This window comes from Acidimicrobiia bacterium (genome assembly GCA_041676705.1).
GTDB lineage: Bacteria > Actinomycetota > Acidimicrobiia > Acidimicrobiales > SKKL01 > Actinomarinicola.
The window spans coordinates 1-21,190 of record JBAYRL010000009.1; the positions used below are offsets into that span (position 1 = coordinate 1).

At 48.6% G+C, this 21,190-nt stretch carries 19 protein-coding genes; 7 read left to right on the top strand and 12 right to left on the bottom strand.

The window, feature by feature from the left end; all coding sequences use genetic code 11:
- Positions 1-204: 204 nt before the first annotated feature.
- From WC184_11215 to WC184_11235, 5 genes are all read right to left on the bottom strand, one after another.
- Positions 205-840 (bottom strand): hypothetical protein, encoded by a 636-nt coding sequence (locus WC184_11215; protein MFA7478441.1) that lies wholly within the window; start codon positions 838-840, stop codon positions 205-207.
- A gap of 287 nt (positions 841-1,127) precedes the next feature.
- Positions 1,128-1,310 (bottom strand): hypothetical protein, encoded by a 183-nt coding sequence (locus WC184_11220; protein MFA7478442.1) that lies wholly within the window; start codon positions 1,308-1,310, stop codon positions 1,128-1,130.
- A gap of 31 nt (positions 1,311-1,341) precedes the next feature.
- Positions 1,342-3,588 carry a hypothetical protein gene (locus tag WC184_11225; protein MFA7478443.1) on the bottom strand — a complete coding sequence of 749 codons (2,247 nt, stop codon included), beginning with the start codon at positions 3,586-3,588 and terminating at the stop codon, positions 1,342-1,344.
- A 25-nt stretch (positions 3,589-3,613) separates the two neighbouring features.
- Positions 3,614-4,585: a hypothetical protein gene (locus WC184_11230; GenBank protein ID MFA7478444.1), complete on the bottom strand. Its 972-nt coding sequence runs from the start codon at positions 4,583-4,585 to the stop codon at positions 3,614-3,616.
- Positions 4,536-5,867, bottom strand: coding sequence for a hypothetical protein (locus WC184_11235; protein MFA7478445.1), 1,332 nt, complete (start codon positions 5,865-5,867; stop codon positions 4,536-4,538). Before WC184_11235 ends, WC184_11230 begins: the two co-directional genes overlap by 50 nt.
- 166 nt (positions 5,868-6,033) lie before the next feature.
- On the opposite strand from WC184_11235, the gene WC184_11240 reads away from it, so the two are divergent.
- The 4 genes from WC184_11240 to WC184_11255 all read left to right on the top strand — a co-directional run bounded on the left by WC184_11240 (position 6,034) and on the right by WC184_11255 (position 9,463).
- Complete coding sequence (locus tag WC184_11240; protein MFA7478446.1) at positions 6,034-6,282, top strand: hypothetical protein; 249 nt, start codon at positions 6,034-6,036, stop codon at positions 6,280-6,282.
- Positions 6,283-6,518: 236 nt separating this feature from the next.
- Positions 6,519-7,028, top strand: a complete 510-nt coding sequence (locus WC184_11245) for a hypothetical protein (protein ID MFA7478447.1) — start codon at positions 6,519-6,521, stop codon at positions 7,026-7,028.
- Positions 7,029-7,483: 455 nt separating this feature from the next.
- The gene (locus WC184_11250) at positions 7,484-8,719 is read left to right on the top strand and encodes a PD-(D/E)XK nuclease family protein (GenBank protein ID MFA7478448.1); all 1,236 of its coding nucleotides are present in this window, start codon (positions 7,484-7,486) and stop codon (positions 8,717-8,719) included.
- Positions 8,720-8,872: 153 nt separating this feature from the next.
- A complete protein-coding gene (locus WC184_11255; protein ID MFA7478449.1) occupies positions 8,873-9,463 on the top strand; it encodes a hypothetical protein in 591 nt (196 codons plus the stop codon).
- 115 nt (positions 9,464-9,578) lie between these two features.
- Here the strand turns inward: WC184_11255 and WC184_11260 are convergent, their stop codons facing one another.
- Together WC184_11260 and WC184_11265 are read right to left on the bottom strand one after the other, a co-directional pair.
- Positions 9,579-10,133 (bottom strand): hypothetical protein, encoded by a 555-nt coding sequence (locus WC184_11260; protein MFA7478450.1) that lies wholly within the window; start codon positions 10,131-10,133, stop codon positions 9,579-9,581.
- 54 nt (positions 10,134-10,187) lie between these two features.
- Positions 10,188-12,116 (bottom strand): hypothetical protein, encoded by a 1,929-nt coding sequence (locus tag WC184_11265; protein MFA7478451.1) that lies wholly within the window; start codon positions 12,114-12,116, stop codon positions 10,188-10,190.
- Positions 12,117-12,252: 136 nt separating this feature from the next.
- Between WC184_11265 and WC184_11270 the strand changes: the two genes are divergently transcribed.
- Both WC184_11270 and WC184_11275 read left to right on the top strand, forming a co-directional pair.
- On the top strand, positions 12,253-13,044 hold the full coding sequence (locus WC184_11270) for a hypothetical protein (GenBank protein ID MFA7478452.1): 792 nt from the start codon (positions 12,253-12,255) through the stop codon (positions 13,042-13,044).
- A gap of 180 nt (positions 13,045-13,224) precedes the next feature.
- Positions 13,225-13,791, top strand: coding sequence for a hypothetical protein (locus tag WC184_11275; GenBank protein MFA7478453.1), 567 nt, complete (start codon positions 13,225-13,227; stop codon positions 13,789-13,791).
- Between the two features lie 110 nt (positions 13,792-13,901).
- Here WC184_11275 and WC184_11280 read toward each other — a convergent pair whose 3' ends face one another.
- Positions 13,902-15,170, bottom strand: a complete 1,269-nt coding sequence (locus WC184_11280) for a sigma-70 family RNA polymerase sigma factor (protein ID MFA7478454.1) — start codon at positions 15,168-15,170, stop codon at positions 13,902-13,904.
- Positions 15,171-15,410: 240 nt separating this feature from the next.
- Here WC184_11280 and WC184_11285 point away from each other — a divergent pair, with 240 nt between their 5' ends.
- Positions 15,411-15,629 carry a hypothetical protein gene (locus tag WC184_11285; GenBank protein ID MFA7478455.1) on the top strand — a complete coding sequence of 73 codons (219 nt, stop codon included), beginning with the start codon at positions 15,411-15,413 and terminating at the stop codon, positions 15,627-15,629.
- Positions 15,630-15,965: 336 nt separating this feature from the next.
- On the opposite strand, the gene WC184_11290 is transcribed toward WC184_11285, so the two are convergent.
- The 4 genes from WC184_11290 to WC184_11305 all read right to left on the bottom strand — a co-directional run bounded on the left by WC184_11290 (position 15,966) and on the right by WC184_11305 (position 21,136).
- Complete coding sequence (locus WC184_11290; GenBank protein ID MFA7478456.1) at positions 15,966-17,141, bottom strand: hypothetical protein; 1,176 nt, start codon at positions 17,139-17,141, stop codon at positions 15,966-15,968.
- 199 nt (positions 17,142-17,340) lie between these two features.
- Complete coding sequence (locus WC184_11295; protein ID MFA7478457.1) at positions 17,341-17,793, bottom strand: hypothetical protein; 453 nt, start codon at positions 17,791-17,793, stop codon at positions 17,341-17,343.
- Between the two features lie 291 nt (positions 17,794-18,084).
- The gene (locus WC184_11300; protein ID MFA7478458.1) at positions 18,085-19,365 is read right to left on the bottom strand and encodes a CpaF/VirB11 family protein; all 1,281 of its coding nucleotides are present in this window, start codon (positions 19,363-19,365) and stop codon (positions 18,085-18,087) included.
- A gap of 313 nt (positions 19,366-19,678) precedes the next feature.
- Complete coding sequence (locus WC184_11305) at positions 19,679-21,136, bottom strand: hypothetical protein (GenBank protein MFA7478459.1); 1,458 nt, start codon at positions 21,134-21,136, stop codon at positions 19,679-19,681.
- Positions 21,137-21,190: the final 54 nt, after the last annotated feature.

Genomic DNA, 21,190 nt, shown 5'->3' on the forward strand with positions numbered 1-21,190 from the left:
CGGCTACCTGTTCGAAAGTTGACTGTAACTACCGATCTGGTTTGCCACTCTGGGAGTGCCGTAGCAACAACAACTGACAAGCGTCAAGATTGTGGAAATATGGCGCTCACCAAGAGAGGTTTCGTTACCCATAACACCACCTGCCCCAAGACGCGTAGCTTTGTATCGACATCTACAAAGCTACGTTTCTATTTGTGTGGGGTGTTAGTGTTGTGCCCCGTCTTGACGCATCCAGGCAGCCATTTGTTCCTCGTCTGTCATACGAGACTTGTTCATTGTTCGCAACCCACCAAAAACATATTTTGCGAACACTGCTGGAGGTATTAACACTGCCACAACATACAACAAACCTAACCCGTCGCCACGTAAAATAGAAGCGAACATATCATTGTCGGTGTTGGGGGTGTCTAACATCGAGTTTATTAGACGCATAAAAAGGGCCAACGCTGTGCCCGGTAAAGCCACAATCCCAAAAACAAACTGTCGGTATTGTTCCTCAATATCTTTACGCTGATCAGCGTAAAACACGGAACCGACAACCGCACATACCAGCATGAACGCTATCGAATACAGCATCAACTGGCCACCGGAGCGCCACACCGGACTAGTTGAAAACGCCCAGGAAGTGACCGCGACACACCCTAAAATGCACAACACATACCCTATATGGCGAACGATTTCCACCGCCCGTTCTGAGTAGCCACGCAAACCTTGTGTAGCACGAATCCGGGACACTGTGTCAACAATTTTGCCGTATGACGAAACAGGGGTGTTGGTGTTGTACCCAAAGTTGGTTGTGTCACCTGTTTTAGGGCGCGGGTTTGTACCATCACTGAACATGTTGTGTGATGGGGGTAACGGGTCGGTTGGGTTGTTTGAATAGGGTGTATGTACAGAAAACATGGTTGGCCTTAAACAGTTACCGTGAAAGATGTGTGGTAACAAAGAAAACAAAAACGGGCTGTGCAAACAACAAAGAACAGCTAACAAATAGAGAACAACAAGACAGACACCTTTGGTGTCTCAGGTAACATACCTAACTGGTTGATACCCCCACCCACCTTTGTGGTGTGTGACACTACACCAGCTGTCCTTTTCGGGGGATAACCGGTTTTAGTTTAGGCTTTTTAATGGCGCCCAATTTGGGGTTTAGCTGATTTGCGGTCCAGTTCTTCTAACCGTGCCGCGCCCATGATAGCTGTGCCCAACACAATTATTAGCACTGCTGCTGAGGTTGGTGAAACAATCCGTTGTGTAACAGTGTAGAACCCGTTTGCTAAAGTTATGAGCCCTGAACCTAACGCGTCCATAGAATACCTTTTTAACGCTCTGTTGGTATTGTCAACCAAACAGGTGGGTTAAAGCGACCCCTGAAGGGTTTTCGTAATCCCAAGAACGTCCACCCACAACAGTCATGTTTGGTTTCCAACGTTGCTCGACCGCTATTTCTCCCAAAGCGGGCAACAAAACTTTAGATGCCGGGTCAGAAACGGTTAACACTACCAAAAGTTCTAGCCGTTCAGTTAAAAGTTCCCCGATCACTTCTATTAGTTCGTTACGTGTCGCTTCCCCAGGGCCGATCTTGTTCCCAGTAGCGACAACAATACCAACAATACCTCTATGGGTTGATAGTCTCAACAAAGCGGTTTCGGATGTGAAACGGTGGGACACTAAATCGTCTGCTACACGATGTAACAACACTCCCATCTCGTAGGAAACAGCGCCACGATACAGGCGGATACATTCACCCCACCATGTTTTCGCTAACCGGTTTTCGTTAGCGGCACGTAACTCCCCGTAAGGTAACACCAACTCGCCACGGGCTTTGTGCCGTCCTTTTGGTGCCACAAACCTTACAGTCGAGTTCCCAAGATTTTTGCGTGCCTCATCCAAATAGGCTTCCACCAAATCAGGGTTGCCGACAACTTCTACCAGATCGGAAACAAACATTGGCCGTGCCACACTAATAGCAGCGTTAAGACGGTTTCGGGCTTCGTCAGTTAGTTCTGTTAATGTCGCCAGGTTTGTAGGTGGCACATCAAACATGTTGTTTTCTGGTGTGATCGCGTTAACCCTAGACGTTTTACGTTTCGCGGGGGTGCCAGCCTTTTTAGATTTGGGTTGGCTGACCAACAACTGTGGTTTCAGCGGTTGCGACACCACCTGTTTTCTGGTGTCTATCGTTTGTGCCTCAGTAGCTTCACCCGATGTTTTATCTGCGGTGACAAGCTCAGAGGTTTGTGTTGCTTTGCCACCTGTTTCATCTTGTGACACCTCATCGGTAGTGGTGTGTAGGTTGGTTTGTTCAACACTGCTAACAGCCGATGTATCACTGTTGAGGTCATCAAGAGGTGGGAACTCGGTGTCGATAGGGTCTTCTAAATGTTCCCCGAACTCTGTGTTGAACACCTCGGGTATCTCACCTGTGAAAACATCGTTTTCGAAAGGGTTGTTTTCTAAACCAAACTCGTCATCAAACGGGTTTTCCGGTTCAGCTAACAACACACCCAGATTGTTGTCATCTTCGCCGGTGTTGGGTAAAGGACTCTCAGACTCTTGATCTGTTTCTGATGTGTTAGCGTCGCTAGGCGAAGTGTTATCTGCTGTTGTAGTTACAGAGACCTTGTGGGTTTTGGTTTCAACCCCATCATTGGATGGTTGTTTGGTGGGAACTATTTCAAAAATAGTTTCTAACGACTCTAAAGGTTCGCTTGTAGATGGTTCGACCGTCACAGCTTTGTTGACCTTACTCATACCAGCAGTTGTAGCTGTGTCGGGTTTGGTTCTGGTCGTAGGAGCGACACCCATTGGTAAAGGATAGGTGTTGCCTTTAACTAGCGGAGAGACCGGGTTTGTGATGTCCGTCCCAGCAGATGCCGCAACCTTCGAATTAGTGTTGTTCGTGGGTTGGTTGGTGGGTGTTGGTTCAACAAATCCAGTGTTTGCGGGGTTAGTTTCACCGCTTTGTGGTGTGGGGTTTGTTCTGGCCACCAGGTCAGCTAACGACGTTTTCGGTTCGAACCCAGGCCACGGTTTAGCCCAAAGAACCCCGACCGATGTAAATATTGGTTGGGAACCACCCCGGCGAGGTTCGGGTGCAAAAACAGGTTTCGGTTCAGGTTTCGGGGCTTGTTGTTGGGAATGCCGGCGTAGCTGATCAGCCCAAACCCCAAAATTGTTGGAGTCGTCAAGCACAACACCTAGGTTTTCTATAGCTTGTCTGAGTTGTTCTACCCCTACAACGGTTTCTTTGGTGTTTCCTGTACTGTTTTCGATTTCTTCGATCAATAAAAACTGGATGTAGGACACTAGTTCATCGTCTGTCGCATCTGAGAGTTTTGACCCGGTTTTAGCTTCCAAAACTGACACTTCACGGGGCAGGTTTTTGCGGAACAGATCGATCAACGATCTGCGTAGTTTGCCGTGTTTAGCAAGGGTCGCGGCTTGTTTTGAAGCTAAATCTGAAAGTGTGGCTTGGGTGCCTTCATACAAACCACGGTAACGACAACCCTCACCACAGGTAGTGTTAACTGTTTTTCGTGTTAATGATTGTGGAGGGGTGTTATCCCATAACTGTTTGGTTTCCAAAGTTCCGATCCCTGCACCTAGCTACTTATTCTTGAACGTTCTGTGGCGGGCCAGAAGGAACCCCAGCTTCGTTAGCACCCCAGCGGGTGTATTCCCCTGCGCGAATCACTTCAGTGACATAGGTTTCTCTTAACGTGTCAACTTCGCGAGACAAGTTGTTATCCCACCCTAAAACAAGCTGTTCAAATTTTTCGAACAATGTAACCCCCACCGCAGCAGCGTTGCGCGTTGAACGTTGAGCGGTTAGGAGCTGCTCGTTCGGGGCAGAGGAAACGTTTTGATACCGATCTGCTATTAGCCGTAGTGTGTTACGAGCCGCCACCAGGTCGTTTCGATGTAACCTGGCCGTAGCCAGATCCATAACTAGAAACTCGTCTAAGGCTGCTAAGGTGTAAAGGTCGTTGCGTAGCTGGTCAACAGTACGTATAGCTGCTGCGGTGGCAGATGTTTGTCTGATCGGGCGGCCATCGATATGGGGTTGGGTAACCAGCCCAGTTGCCCACACCCCAACTATGGCCAAAATTGTTGCGATACCCCCAAACCAAAACCTGGTTTTTAACCAAATACCGAAACGCCATATAACCCGCAAACCGGTAACTAACAGGACCAGCCCGGCTATGGCCCCCACACCTTTTAAACCCAGCCAAGAGTTTTTACCCCAAAACATAAAACTGGTGGTCACAAACCAGCCGGCCAGGACTAACAAAATACCGGCACTGAAACCAACCAACGGTTTTTTAGGGGGTACCAAGTTTGGTGTTGTGGATTCTGCTAGTTGTTGCGCTTCGATAATCGCTGCTAAAGACCGTTTGCCGGTAGCCGGATCGAACCCTCGGGATGCTTTACCCCACGCTTTCGCGCCGTCACGTAACTGTTTACGTTTACGGGCTTCGCGGGAAAGTTTAGGGATAGGGGCCGCTCTTGTCATGATTCGTCCAGTGTCGCCACTACCGCCGCCCAAAATAGGTGTCATAGTGAGGGTTGTTGCTCGTAGCATGGAGCAACGGTTGAACATTTTGAGCGTTTGGTTGGTTAGGGAGACGGACCCTGAACCACGCATTGTTATCTAACGGGTCGGACGCTGTTTTTAATCTAGATTTGGTGGTTACCGCCAACACAACATTGTTTCGCGGCATTCTAGACGGATAATCTAAAGCATAATCACTGAATGCTTCTATCAACGACACATAAGACCGTAGACGGGCTTCCGAGTCGAGCACGAAACGTAACACAGCATCTTCAAAAGGTAACGTGTTGTTAGCAAGATATCCACAAAAACGTTCGATGTGGGCCCACCCGTCGCGTCTCGTTTGAAACCGTTCATACTCCACAACACTTTTCACTACGCTACGAACCCCATCTTTAACCCAAATTTCGGTTAGTAACGCGTCTGGCTGGTAAAACACATGGCCTGTACCTTCACGTGAAAACTGCCATGGTTTGACCTGTTGGTTGGCTGCCAAAAAAATGCGTGGCTCTACAGCAAAAACACCTTCAGCGGCGCAACCCGGTGAGCCTAGCAAAGTGGCTACTATCCGTTGGGCTTCTACATCATGGTCAAAATCGGTGGCACCCGACGCTGATATACGGGCCGGTTCAATATCATCCAAAAACCGGGACCGTTGCAACCGAAACTCTTTTTTTAGATGCTGCCATTCGGGGTACTCATCAAAAACGATAACGAGTTGTTGACAAAGGTCTTTCGTGATTCTCCAATGTGGCGGAACAATTTCGCGCTGGTCCCCTACTTTTTCATCGGCTGCCCGTACCAGGTTTTCATCAACAAATTTTTGTATCCACCACCGACCTGAACGACCCGCCAACCCGGACAACTCAACCGCATGCGCAGCTGATAACCCCCATCTAGCTGCGCCACGATCTAAATCTAAAACTTCTAAAAGTTTAGCAACCCCAGCAACGTTGTCCCCTTTGATTTTTGGCCAACGATCCTCCAACACACGCACATCTTCTCGGGTTTGGGCTGCTAAACGTTTCCCAGCAGCTGTTGTACGCCACCTATTAACAGGTTTTGAAAGTGTTTTGGCGCTACGCCCAGTACGCACATCAACAACAAGTCCCGCCTGGTACCCAACAAAACCTAAATCGACAAGCTGGTTTAACGTACGTTTTACACCAGGGTGGCGACGATCCCACGCCTCAACCAAATCCACATAAGCTCTAGGCACCGAAAACAACAACTCTAAAGCAGGCAACGCCCACGGTGTTGGAGAGTCAAAACCAAACGTTTCAGCTCTCATCAAAAACGTTAAAGAAGACATGTTGCCCAACCGTTAGAGCCAAACCAGGCTGCCCAAGGTGCTACCAGGCAACACAACCACCCAAGTTTTGCGACCAACACCCGGTTTTAGAACTCTGGCATGGTTTGGGATTATGGTTGTACCCAAAAACACAGCTTTGGTGGACAGTTTTGGTTACCGCCCCTAGATGGCTTACAACAACGTTTACCTACTAGTTTCTATCGTTATGACACCTGACCCGCTACCAACCACAAACATAGTTCCACTTACTGAAGCGGTCATCCGAACAGGGCTTGTAGATAACCCCACCGTTTTTGAAACTCTATACCCGGAAACAGTGTCTAGTAACGAAACCGTCAATCTTGACACTTTTCGACAAGGCCCCGAGTTGTATGAAACAGAACCAGTAACGATCCTTAAACGAACACTGCTTTAACCAGCACCACCACTGGTTTCTTCCCATCTCCACAACCAGTTCTGTAAGGTTACTTAACATCTGGGTCTAACGAACCCCTGGGCAAACACCCCACACAGAAACATCCCCGTACACAGTCACATGAAACTCTCCACAACCCAACAAAAACCTGGTTGGAGAACACAACGCTGAACCGTTGGTAACAAAAACGTCAGATAACTGTGTCTTTTTTGTTACCTGTTATGTACACTGTTGTCATGATCACACCTATAGAAAACTTGGAAGCGGCTAAAGCTGGGCTGTTAGAACAACGCGCCGGTATAGACCGTACGTTAGAACTCCTAGAGGAGATGCTTTCCAACCTGTCCGTGGGTGACACCTCTAGCAACGTCCCTACAGTTAGCACCGACGCTGCCCCACAGGCTGCTACACCAACACCTAGCAACAACCAGCCTGCCACAACCCAAACACCAACCACACCAACAGCCCCCACAGCGGAACCTGCTGCTAAACCTGCCCGTAAACCACGGGGACGGCCCGCAGCTAGTGGAGGCCCAACCCTAAGGTCTGTTATTGAAGAATACATGCCCTATGACATCCCTATGCACACCTCAGAAATTTATGAGCTGGTGTTGTCACACGGTCTAGAAACCACCCCTGGCTCTGTACGTGGCCAAACCCACAAGTTTGCTACGACAGGTCTGCTTGAAAAAACAGATCAGCCAGCCACGTTTATACGGCCCAGCCACGAAAACGGTGCTGAGTAACCCCACCCACACGTTTTCCCCAAAGAACCCCTACCGCAGCTCAGTTCATTACTGGGCGGTAGGGGTTCTTTACTTTTCACACCGCCCCCGACAAAGGCAAACCCCAACAAATGTCCCATAACTGCTCCGCTGCCGGTGCTATTACGCGACGCTTGTCTTTACAGCTTTTTAGGTGTGTGACCATCACCCAGTGTTTTAACAACAAAGCTACCCAAGGTTTCTAAACAACCTACGAGGCCTTAAAAGTCTTTAACACTGGTTTTAGTTTCAGGTTGCTACACTAGCTATACGGTGATGTGTTAAAAGGTTCGTGTTAGACACCTATCAGGTTAGGTTCCAGTTTTGGCTTCAGGAGAACCCGGCAGGGTTTTAACACCGTTCGTCAGATTGTGATCTGTGCAAACCCGCATGTTTCGGTCACAGTATTTAAAAGACTTGTTGTTTGTGGAGCTACAATGGCACACACTTTTGAAACGTTACAACCACAACAAAATGTGAAACCGTTGTTTCCTTTACACAACGAACATTTCCGACCCCATAGTGGCGGGGCCCGGTTAGCGCCACCACCCCCAAGATTAACACCAACCCAAATACGAGTTTTTGACGAGTTGTTAGGTATTGGTGCGAGTAGGCCCACAGCCCCTAAAACCCTAGTGTCTGACCTGTACGCTTTTATTAAAGCCGGTACTGAAGACGCGTTGAAAAACTGGACGGAACAGCGGTTGTGGTTTGGTAAAAGCCAGCTAGTAGCAGCCTTAGGTTGTGAAACGTTGCTGGTTTATCAACAAAACAGTCAAGAACCCTACAAAATCGGGACAGCGGCTGCTATTGGTATTGTGTCTCACAAAGCAATCCAGTTGGCACACACCCACCCCGGTAAAACTATGGCTCACTATGTACGTGCAGCGGTTGATAGCAGCATCAAAGACACCGGTTTTGAAACTTTTTGGGTAAACGCTGACGATGGAACCCAGTCAGATTTGATCAGCGAAGCAACTTCACGGGTATGTTCCTATACCGATTCCTTCCCACCTCTTGACGATGGGTGGACACCCCGTTTTGAAGAACGTTCCCATATCAAAATCGGTAAACTAACCCTGTCTACCAGACCCGACCTGGTTTTAGGGCGACCCCGCCCCGACGGACGCCAAACCATGTTTATAACCGATTTCAAATCTGGTGCGCTACGAGACAACCACCTGATCGAAGCCGGTTTTTACGCTCTGGTAGCAGCACTTAGAAACGGTGTCCCACCATATCGTTCAACAGTGTATTCTTTAGCTTCCGGGGAATGGACCCCACCTGATGTTACCCCCGAAACATTAACCGAAACAGCTAACCTTGTCGTTGAAGCTGTTACTAACTGGGTGGAACTACTCACAGGAACCCGCACACCAACCACCCAGCTTGGGGAAAGTTGTTCTTGGTGTCCTCTACAAACAAACTGTGAAACCTACCAACAACAACAACAACAACAACAACAACAACAACATAGCACCCCCCAAACGATAAACACCCCCACACCAGCCCCACCAGCGGTGTCCTCTACAACAAATAGCAGTTCCCAGTATGCTAAGCGAGCGTTAAACCAACCCGAAACGGTCGCCAACACAACAAGTGTTGAAAAACCTTCTCAAACCAGCCGTGACACCACCCCAATCGGTAGTGACAACCCATATCTACTTGACTGACACCTTCACCTTTTCGGGCTAACCCCCCAAGGGGGTGACTGTCCCCAACACACCCCTAACATGTCCCACCTTTATAGGTGACCGTCGCTCTAGATGTGTGTTGATACGCTAGAGTGACGCTCAACCTAAACACACAACAAGCAAGGGACAGTTATGAGGGTCACTAAAAAAGTTGTTTTGCTCACAACAAGCGCCCTGTTGTTGTTAGCAGCATGTAGCAACCCTCCCGAAACTACCACCGAAGCCGACACCACCAACCCAACTAGCTCTGAAGCTACCCAGACAAGCGTCACAGCTAACACAACAACATCTACTTCTATGTTGACTTTAGCTGAACAACAACCTATTCGCTCTAGCACGGTAGAGCTCGTCAATCAATGTTTTGACCGCTGGAATATGTTACAAAGCTGGGAACTGATTTCCCTAGACGACTTTGACCAAGCCCAACAATACTGTAAACAAGCATCCAATGCTGTAGAAGCAGACAGTCGAGGAATCATAGGGGATACCCCGCTAAACAATCTTGCGATAGCTGTGTTAGAAGTCCAGTATGTGTTAGCTAAAGAAAACTTGGCGATCACCGCCGGGACCCGCGAATGTTTCTCTGATGGGACATGTATCAAACCTGATGACCCCACCTTTTTAGAACTGGAAAGAACCGACGGGTTGCCGAACATTTTTGTGACACCCAACCGGTTCAGCCCGGAAGTGTCCGACTTTGCCGGTTTAGTTTATCAAAACTAAACCAACGTTTCCCTAGCTTGGAAACCAGACCGGTTTCTCACAACACCCACCACACATCCTGGTTGCCCCGGTTTTTGTGGCCATCAGGGATAGGGCTACTAGTGTTGTTTGGGGGTTACAGGCTCTGCGCTACCCAAAGGTTGTTTTGGAGAACAACTTCTATAGAAGGCCAAAGCGTTACCGGAGCGCTGTTTTCAAGATGGCGTGTTATCTCTGCTAATAAAACGTAACGATCGCCGCTCATCACGGTCACAGTCATAGTGTGAATAGTGAGACCTTCTGGGTAGCGTTCTTCTAAAAAGCTGGTTGCTGCTAACACCGCTACGGCGGGTACTTCCACCGTTTCGCCCCGACTGTTCACCAAAACAACATTTTCGGTTGGGTCTACACCAGGTTCGCTGATTGGGTTTTCCGGGTCGGCTAGCGGTGGGACAGATACCGGGGTGGTGGGGTCTTGGGGTGTTGTTGGGCCGTGTTCCAACAGATCTTTTAACGGGTTCGGTTCAGGGGCAGTTGCCGGGGTGGATGGGGACATTAAACCCCACACCAACACAAGTCCTAACACGACCCCTAAACCACCCATTAAAATAGGGAACCACGGCGGGGTTTCTTGTTGTAACCCTAAAAGTTTGCTTTGCCGTGCGATCGCACGTTCCCGTGTTTTAGACATGACGGTAACCGTCCCACATTAAAAGGGTTAAACCGTAAAGATTAAATTCGCTGGTCAGGGAAGCCGGTTTGATAACAGCCAAGGCAGTTCCTCTTCAGTTGGCGGGTTAATTTCTCCACTAGAACGTCTAATAGCAGCCAAAATCGCTAAACGGTCATCGATCGTGCCGTCACTGTGACAAACGATAACGAGACGTGTTCCGTGGTTCCCTCCGGGTGGGCCGACCGCTTCGTCAAGCACAGCTGAAGACCAAGGCATATCCACCACGATCACAACATCAAAACCTGTTAGATCCGGTAGCGTTTCACCGAAACGGATTATAGTAACCCCTGTTTTAGGTTCTGCTGGTGTTCTTTGGTGTAACACATCAACATAAAACAGGTTTTGGGGACGTAAAAGCACATGTAACAACTCGACAGTGCTGGCATGACGGCACAGCACCGCAACCGAGCGTTGTTTTTGTGTGTGGAACTGGGTTTGTGAAACTACTGCTGCGAGTTTAGGGGAAGCAACCTGTTCAGTACCTCTTGATGTTATCTCTATAGTTTTTGACAGTTTTGAAAGTGATGGTGGCGCAGCCGATAACAGCTTGTTTTGTGTTTGTATGAGTTGTGGTGAAGGTTCTACTCTTCGGATAGTGGAACGTCTAAACCCGACAGTGTTTTCAACGTTTTGTGTTTCGGTGTCTCGGGTTGTTCGGGTTGAAAGATATGTGCCCACATGGTCCCCGAACCGTTCAAAAGTTGTTAGCGGGTATCGTAACGGTATTGGGATGTTCGGGTTGAACTCTGCAGGTTTTAACAAACCTAACATTTCTACAGTGTCGTTAGGGTTTGTGGGCCAACTCCCCGCCAACCCTATACGGTAGGTGTCCAACAAAGTATCGAAACGGTGACAGGCGATACGGGCTTGTGGTACTAGCGCTTCTTGGGTGTCAAGATCATCAAAAATGATGGCCTGTGGGGACCCTACACTAGTACCTTTAGCTAAATCATGGTAGGTAACAATATGGGCATCGCCGCTATCTGGGATGATTTCACATTGTTTAGCGAACAGGTTTAAATGTCGTTGCCACAACCAAATGTTCGCTGGGGTGGTAACAATCAGCGCGGGCCACGCGTCTAGGGTTTCTAAGGCTGCTAACACCACGATACGTTTCCCTAGCCCTGATTCCCACACCACCATAGCTGCCTGTAGCAACTCAAGTTTTTGGGTGATGAGTTCCAAATCGGTTTCAACATGTTTCGACAGTGGTACCGGTAAAGGTGGTTTAACGTTTGGTTTCTGATATGACAGCTCTGGTTTAGGGCCCTCCCAAATAAAAGCCGGGTCCCCTAACACGTGGTTGGCAAACGCTACAGACACCCCGAAATGGGTTGGGGATAACCGGAACAGTCCAGGGATCGGGGCTTTTTCAACCAGTTGTGGCACTGTTGAAACGATCTCTATGAAACCATCCAGGTTGAGAGAACATTGACCAATAGTTTCGGGGGTGGAACTGGTTTGTTCTATGAGTTCCCACACATCATCATCAGCAACAAAAACCAGGTTGGATGTTACAAGAGCGTTCAAAGTGTCAGACCCGATTTTTTCGTCCCACACAAACATGTCGCTTTCCCAACGAAGGTTCAGTTGGTGGTCACCAGTTTTTGTTAAAACAGCAGCACCACCTGTTTTGGGTGGGTGTTTAGCCAGATTCCAAAACGGTGCAATGTTAGGGTCACATAGCACCGTGACACTTTCATCTACCCCAACAAGACGTTCCAGGTTTTGGATAGGGAACCACAGATCACTTTCGGTGTTTATGGTTGGGGAAATACCAACGTTAACAAGTTGTTGCCAAACCTGATCTAAATCCGAAGGAGTTGTTTCTACCACTACTTGGACACCTACAAGTGACAATCGGAGCGTTGTTGGTGCTACCAAAACATCAAACGAGAGACGGGTTTGGACTTGCGACCAGGATTTGTATGCCTTTTCCATTTGGGTTTCAGGGCTCCTCCGCTATCCAAACATCGCTGTAGTGTCGCCCCGCTACCCATTGTTGCTAATATGTGGAAACCTTGGGGTTATCGTCAAAATAACGTCAAACCGTTTTCGCTTTAGTTAGGAGCAAGTGTTGAAGTCCCAACGTTTCGGGTTGGAACCTCTAGTAGCGGTAACGGTTGTTCCCAACCCACCAACCCCACCAGTTGAACTGGAACATTTCGCGGTGCCTGTCCTTTATGACCAACAGGTAGTGTCCTACATAACACCCCATGTGTTCAACCCGACAGGCGGTCCGCTACCCAGCTTCGAACACCACACCCAAATCTTTCAACAATGGTTTAACACTTGGACCGAAACCACCCAGGTAGGAACCCCGGAAATATGGGGAACGATCAGCTTCCAACTAGCTACCGATCATCCTATGCGTAACGTCACCGCCGCTTTAGCAAACACCCCTGACAAAGTTGTTGTTCTTGACGCTAATACCGCCGCAGCGCTGGCTGAAGCTGCTCTTTACGCGAGCCGTCATTTAGCGGACGGGTGGGGTCTTGTTTGGGGGCAACCTGGCCATACGAACCGGTTACACCAATATGGTTACACCCACCCCGATATAAAGTTAAACGCCACACACCTCTTAGGCGCCGATCCTTTGGGAGGGTTCCGTCTAAAAACCCCCAAAACCACTGTTGCGGTCACTGGTTGGGAACACCACCGGGACACAACCGCCACTATATTTGGGGTTGATAACCAACCAGTGTATGTTTGTGACCCCACCGAAGCAACACAACTTAGCAAAATAGGTGCTGGTGCTATACGTGTCTGGGTCCAAACTTTCACTGCTGAACATATCGCACGGCTAGCTACCGTAGGTCTCGATGTGGAACCCGGCCACCAAATTGTTATACATCCCCAACATTTTTGAGATAACTGTTTTTCTGTAACAACTAGTGTGATGTGCTAGTTGCAGACCAAATATAATCAGGCACCGTGTACTCTAACTTTGGTGTCACAAACATGACTGTCCGTTTTGACGATTGTTGTTTGTGTGACACACCACGAAACACACACATATGGGAACACAACAACTGGTCAGGGTACAAACATGTTAAATACAGATGTTTCGTTCGGTACGTTACGTTCCGAACTGGATGAACCTTCGATCCTACCAGCTTCTTTTGAAGAGCTTGTACGCCGCGCAACACAAGCTAAAGCCGAGTACAACGCTCATAGTATTTCTAAAGTTGATTATGCCGGGCTGCTTTCCAAACTTGTGATCTCCGCACCAGATGGGACCGAATGGACTATCGGGGCGTCAAGCGGGCAATGGTTTCGACGTTTCCCTGACAGCAACTGGATCCCTACCATACCGCCCTCTGCGGAAGATGTTGGTACTAGTTGGGGAACCCTACCTCAGGTTCAACACGCTGGTTGGGGGACCACAGCTTTTACGCCCACCACAGAAACCACCCAACCCGAACCTGGTATTGAGCCCGTAGAACCAGACTTTGAGCTCTCTAGCGAGGACGAACCTGAGCTGTTACCTACAACCAGTTTTTTGGGCACCGAAACAGGTTTAAACCCTGACCCTGGAAACCAACCACCACCCACCCAAAGTGACGCTGAGGTTTTAGACGACCCGTTTGAACAGTGGTTAGCACAAAACTCTTAAACCCCGCTTCACCCCCTAAACCCGAAACTGGTCGGCGCTTAACAAACCAACACCACCAGCTAGCGCCTCAGCAACGAACGTTGTCTCTGTAGCTGAACAGCGGCGCCAGGTTATTGAAGAAATGTAGGGTCTTCTAGTTTGGTGTGGTCCAAACCAGGTAGGAACTCGGCGAGACGATCACGTGCAAGGCTCGGGGAACGTAACCGGCGGATAACGTTACGTTCCAGTTGTCGTACCCGTTCAGCTGTTATCCCAAATTTGTCGCCCAACATTTTGTAGGTCCATTGTTTTTGGTTATCGAAACCAAAACGGAGCTGGATAATAGTACGTTCCCGCTCTGGCAGATCGGCAAGCATTGCTTCTAGTTCTGTTGAGAGTTGTTGTTGGGTCACAGCTTCTAGAGGATCTACCATTCCAGACACCAAAAAATCTGCGACAGTCATCGAGTTATCATCCCCAACAGATACATCCAAACTCCCTACAGTGCCTGAAACCATCAACAGGTGAGGTAACGCTTCAATCCCGCCTAACATTCCTTGTTTGCGAAGTTTGAAAGTTTTTATAGCTTCACGTTCCTCTAGGGGTAACAGTCGTTGTTCGGGCGTTAGTTTTTCTTCGGCCCATGCCATGCAACGTTCCAGTAAAGCTTCTTTGATTTCGGTTTCTGAGGGGGTACGACCAAGTTCGGTTGCTAGCTGCGGTATCCGTACCGCCGCTATTCTTTTTAAACGAGCCCAAGAAGGTGACAACCTGACCGGTCCTTCCCGGTCAATTTCTGCTCGAACTAGATCTCTAACAACACGAGCCGCGTACGTCGGAAACGAAGGCCCTTTTTCAGGGTCAAACTGTGTTATGGCTTCTACTAAAGCTACGTTCGCTTCCCCTACCAGGTCCCCCATAATTTCACGGGCACGGTCCCGACCGAAACGACGTTCAGCGTTTTCTCTACAGATAAGTAAAACCAGGCGAAAATTAGCGCCAACTAAACCGTCCATTGCTTTGTCACCTAACACAACTTGGCGTTGCAGTTCCCGTACCGTTTTAGACGACATGTTACGAGCACCGCGACGTTCGATAAGCATCAACTCTTCAGCTGCGGCGCGGCCCATACGATACTGTTTATGAAGTTCCCCTTGAGCAGCAGCGTCCAGTTGTGGGTAGCGTTCCATGCGGCGTTGCCACGCCGACAGCGCGCTAAGTTGTGACAGGTTCCCCCCCACAGACCTGCCCACCACATGTTCTGGGTTGGTGGTTGGGGCGGGTGGTGTAGGTACACGGCGCCAACGCCTAACGTTGCGCGTAGCGTTAGGGTTTTCAAAAGAAGTGTCAGAGACAGCTGACGGGACAGTAACAGTGTTAGAAGTGTTAAGAGCAGACATCGGTATTCCTCACAAACAAGGCGTCAAACAACAAAGGCGCCCCAGCAGGTTTGTGGGGTTAGAAACGATGACCGTTCCGTTAAAGTTGCGGCGAAGAGTGTCGCTCTAAATGTGGGTTAAAGACGTAGCTCTACAACAAAGCAACACACAAAGGAGATTCTCTATATGCACATCTGGTGCGGGTTGCTGTTGGGTTTAACACGAACCCTTCCAGAAACAACCACAGGAACTTCTATACCTGTGTTTGCTTTCCTCGCGTTGGGGTTGCCTTTACTTGGAGTGCTGGTAGCGGTCACACGTCAAAGAGTGACAAGCACCGCTACAGAATCGGTGCAAGAGTTTTGGGGTCAAACACCAACCCAACCTGATACCGACACCAGCGAAAACAACACTGAAACCCCTAGCAGCCCTGAAAAACTGCACACGATGGAAATACCCCCATCGTTCTACGAAAGATGATTACGATGCTCTGCCTTATTCGATTATGAAAGGGCAGAGCATTTTTGGTTTAAAACCCCCAGCACAAACAACGCTGGTCTCCCGAGTTACAAACCTGATCTACAAACAGTCCCCCACACAAAACGGGATGACAGGTAGCTACAGATAACCGATTCACCCTGAAATCACAGGGTAGGCATAAAATCGTCGTATGAAGGTGTGCCCTGTTAAGCTAGGAAACACTAATGGTAGGTATCGTGTTGTAGCCCGCGAGAAAATGCCAGAAGGTAACTACGAAACATTAAACCAAACAACCCTGAAACCTTGGTGTTTCGAACAAAGCTTCTAGCAACCTATTTAGGGAGTGGTTTTGAGACGGTCCCACAAGTTAGGAACTATCTGGTTCAACACGTTTGACCCGACCCCAGGTTCGTAACAGTCTGGTTTGGGTTCTAAAGTTTGGTCCAACAAAGCTTTACCAAACGCCGGGTTTTGTTGAACTACGAGATTTTGTTGCCACAACGGCAGCTGTTGAAAATCTGTGGGTGGAAGCTCAAACTCGTTGGCGCTTAGCTCACCAACACCCCCTACCACGTTTCTCATGTGACGGTTCAGATAGATACCTGTGGCCGCACATTGGCCACAATCTGAACTTAGGCGAGGATCTTGACCAGAAGATAACGCGGCCATCAAAGTTGCTTGACATGGGGCTAACAAACCATCGTTACGGTCCGGTTGAGACGCCACAAACGCTGCTTCCATAGAACGATCCCAAGCGGCTAACGCTTGTGGGTTACTAATCCTAGTGTTTACAACTTGGCTGTAAAGATCTGGGAAATCGGTAGCAAAAGCAGTGGTTGTACGTTCCAACAGCATCCCGAAAAGAGCAGCGGTTTGCGCAGAAACATCACTTTGGGGCACGTTTGGAGATAACAGTTGCGGGGCTGTCAAAGTTTCTAACCGTTGCGCCCAACCCGCACCAGCAGAGGCCACACTATTTTCAATAGACTGGGCTTTGGATGCTAACTGTTGCGAATATGCAACAAACCCGTTATTAAACGACGGTGCAACACCCGAGGTTTCTAGAACTTTTTGTAGCTCAACAAACGAAACGGGTTCTAAAGAAGCTACGGTAGGTCGTTGCAGCACTTCAGCAATACCTGAACGGTTAGCACTAAAAAAACTTGTGGGGTCTTGTTGGCCTGACCATACCCCAATCATCGCCGAAGTTAACGAACCGTACCGTTGTCGTAACACCTCAGGGCTGCTATCTTCCCAACGAAACACCGAATCGGGGTAGCTTGTTGTTGAGGACGGAGAAACCAACGACGATGATGTCGTGGTTGTTTCCTCAACTGTTGTTGATGACACCACGTTTTCTGTGTCGGGTACGCCAGAGGGGTCGACGGTGGTAGAGCTGTGAGGTTTAGGCGATATTGGAGGTATAGGTGTTGCTGAGGCTGTGACAGTGCTGGTAAGCGTTGCCACAGACACTAACAGCAACGCTACAACAGTTTTTGGTAACCGTTTCATAAACATGAGGTAACGCAGCTTTCTAGATCAATGAAAGTTTAGTAACAACACCTTTAGCGGCACCCCAAACTAAACCCAACACCCTCAACAACGAACCGATATAGATCCACAGGTCTGGTTTCCTACCTAGCCACAAGGGTTACCTGTGTCTAGTTTTGTGTCACCACCCACCAGCTGTCCTAGAGAAAATATTGGCAGGTTAGTTAAGGTTTGGGGTGTTTAGTTTGGGTGGTGTGGTGGGCTGTACACCTTTTGGTGTTGGTGGAACATTATTGTTTTGGTGTGGGGAAGGGTCTACACCAAGGTTTGAACCAAACGTCGCTAAAGCCAACATGTCCGCTGTTCGTACCAACATGTTTACACCTGTAGCAAAATCCCCGTTTTGTATGTGTTCCAAACTTGTGGCCACACCCAACCAACCTTGGTTAACAGCTGTGTTCCCCGTCGAGTCAACATGGGTTTTGGTGAGTTGGGTGATTTGGTCTATCCAAAGAGGGTCTAGTTCCAAAGCTCCCATTGTGAGCTGTTGGTGAGCGTTAAACGCTAGAAACCTTAGGGTAGCTACATCGTTACGTACCGAAGCGTTTGTAGAGGTGTCAGGCTTGTTGGGTGTGGTACCTAAATGTAACGCTACCCCAAACACAACTAACATAGCGCTGACAAGTGTTACCCAAAACGCTAGAGGGCTATGTTTGAACCAAACCCAACGCCCAACATTTGGCTGGGGCGGCGGGTCATGTGTTAAAGGCGTGTGGGTAGCGGTGTAGCTCATAACAACCCACTTTGGCGGCTGATACACAAACCCGAACTACACCCCTCTAACAAACACAAAAACTAGCTGTTAGAACCCTAATGAACGTTACTATATTTAACATACGAAACCCCGGCCGTTTGATCGGCCCCGAGGGGGCTACAGGGACGGTTCCGGGGTGTTGTTAGACGGTCAGCTGGAGTACCCCAGATAACCGGAAATGTTTACATTGTAACGTGCTAAAGCTTCTAACAAACGTGGAGAGGGTTGCCCTTGTTGAATAAACATGTCTGAATGCTGATCATATACCCACAACGGGTTCCGCCGTTGACGGGCACCTTCACGAACCGGTTCAAGTTCTACTATTTCGGTTATTACCCGCCGACCTAAAGTAGAAACTTTGATTTGTATCGCCAAATGGAAAGCGTTAGCTACCTGGTCCCTAGCAACTTCTTCTGGGATCCCAGCTTCCATAGTGTAAGACACTAGCTGTTCAATAGCTTGGGCAGTGTTGTTAGCATGAAGTGTGGTGACTGAACCGTCGTGGCCTGAAAGACACGCTTTTGATAACGCATAAGCTTCTTTACCACGGGTTTCCCCTACCCAGATACGGTCGGCACGCATCCGTAACGCGTGCCTTACCAGATCTTCCAAAGTTTCTTCTCGTATAACACGCCCTTGTTCATCTACATCCCGATAGGTGACTAATGAAACCACATTAGGTAACCGGCTCACTAAATGTAGCTCGTTGATTTCCTCCACGGTTAACACTCTTTGGGAAGGGTCAACAAACCACGACAACGCTCTAGCTAACGTTGTTTTCCCAGCGCCAGAAGAACCCGAGATCAACATGTTCAGACGTCCTCTAACCGCTGCTTCTAAAAACAGGCGCATATCTTGGGACATCATGTTCTCTTCTAACATCTCATCTAGAGTGATTAACGTTTTAGGTTGTTTTCGTACAACTAACGCTGGTTCTCCACGAGTTAGGTCAGAAGTTGCTACAATAACAGACCCTTTCAACACAGTTAACCGTGTATCGAAAGAGCCTTCTACCACACTTGTTTTGGCGTCCGCTAGCCGTTTGTAACCAACATCGGTCAATGCTAACAACCCGTCAATAAACTCTTCGTATTGTTGCGGGGACGAAAATATGCGGTGCAAAAGCCGAGGGCCGCTCGAATCTGTAAAAAACACACTGTTATGTGAGTTCGCTCGGACGTCTTGTACATCAGGATCATCTAAAAGTCGGAAAAGAGCGCGAGTTCCAGGGTTGTCAGAAAATAAGGTGTCAAGACCGGACATGTTTGGTGTCAAAATTGTTTGAGCAACATGCTGATTCGCTGTTTGAGCAGCGTTCTCAACACCCACCCACCCGGTTTTGCTTGTCGGAGCACCCACATTTTGTGGAATTTGGGTGTGCCACAGCTCACCAGATACCTGACTTTCGGGGTTTGGGGAAACATCAGACACTACAACAACCTCACAAACAATTAACACTCAACAGACTGTGGCAGTGTCGGCACCGCCGTACCCAGCACAAACAACACCTGCACGTGAAGAGGTGACTCTTGTGGGTGAGGGCCACCTCAAATAATTAAATATCTCCGCAACCCAAACCGCTATAACAAAACCGCCGACCACCAAAACGTTGCCCAACCAGGTTGTTAAAACAGGAATAAAAACCTGGACTAGCAGTTGGCCGGTCGTTTCTTGGATGAGAACAACAAAGATGGCTAGTTTCTCTATGATAGGGAAACTAGCCATCTTCTAAATGTGAGGTTTGTTAAACCTTCACAAGTTTTTTTGTGGCTGTCACGAGGTCTTCTAAGGTACGGTCCCATTCTGGTAGTAACCTTAAAAACACTTCCCACACAGCCAACGATTCTGGGGTGTCCCCTGGGCCTAGTTGTTCTAGAAACCATGCTACGAGCCCCGGATATACGGTGGGGTCTGTGTCGGGTTTAAACAGTGCCTGTACCGAAAGACTAGAAACTAAAGCCTTTGGTAACAGGTTTGGTTGTTTCCCAACATTTAGGCTTTTAGACGGTTTGCGTCTCACCGGAACATCAACCGGATCGAGCGTTTGATACCTGGGACGTCCGATCAGGTCTAAACTCCAGGTGCTACTACCCGACAGGTATTTCACGTTTTTGCGGTAATCCCAACTCATTGGCGAGTTGTGATGATCAGGATCATAATTCATGCCCTCCGCAACAATCCCGCGTAACGTTTGGGTCACGTTTTCAGGAAACCAAGCTGCCTGACCTTTAGAAAAAAATCCTGGTATCCCAGGGTTAAGTAACCATTTTTTTATCTCGGGGTGGGTGTATAGGTGAGGGCTTGTTAACGCCTCCACTATTAGCCTGCGGATTAATGAAGCATGTTTGTGGCTACGGGTTAAAAACTCGACCGCTTCATCAACATTTTGAGGGTTTGTGATACCGCCAAGTTGGCCTTGAAACGACGGTGTGTCCTCGGTGGTTTTGATACCGAAGTGTTGTTCCAACAATGTTTTGGTTTGTGTATGAAGCTCCACAGATAGCCAAGGCTGAGCCGCTAAACCGACAAGTGCGGTCTTGTAGCCTTGTGTAAGGGAACCGTTTGTTTTAGCCGCAACCAAAATGTTTTCTACAACCTGTTCTGGCAGAGGAAAACCTGCAGCAACATCAGCGATTGCTGGGCTAATATTTACACCCAGCTGGTCTAGAAGCTCTATTTTGTGAAACACAACAGCTTCTATACCAGAACGCTTTAACTGCTGCGACAGGATTTTGTTTTGCAGCGCAGTAACAAGTGTTTCGTCGCTAAACGCTGTAATGTCCCATGCCACCCAGTCTCGGCTGTCTCGACTCACATGGTCTTGGGCTAGTTCGCTCTTAAGCGTTTTCGGGTAACCATCCAACACGCACAACAGCCCGTATGAACTTAATCTACGGATCACTGTTTTGTATAGCTCTGCTGGTAAAAACCAGTTTTCTAGCCCGGCAAATAAAACCGCTTGGGCGTTATGGTTACCGCCTAGTATCCGGTTCGCAACAGCAGGGTCGTTCGTGTTTTCTATAAGCCGGGTCGCTTCGCCTACCGTGTTAAACCTAGGCCAAGCAGATTCCACAACCCTTAGGGTTGTGTGCGGGTTTTTTGCTACGGCTTCCACAATTTTGGGGTTGTCCCCTAAGACACGCAGCACAAGTTGTAACACTTCTGTGGCGCTAATGTTTTGTACAATTTTTGCTAAACCCATCGGATTTAGCCTCCTTTTTGTTTGTATGAGTATATCTCCAGCCCCGTATCTCTA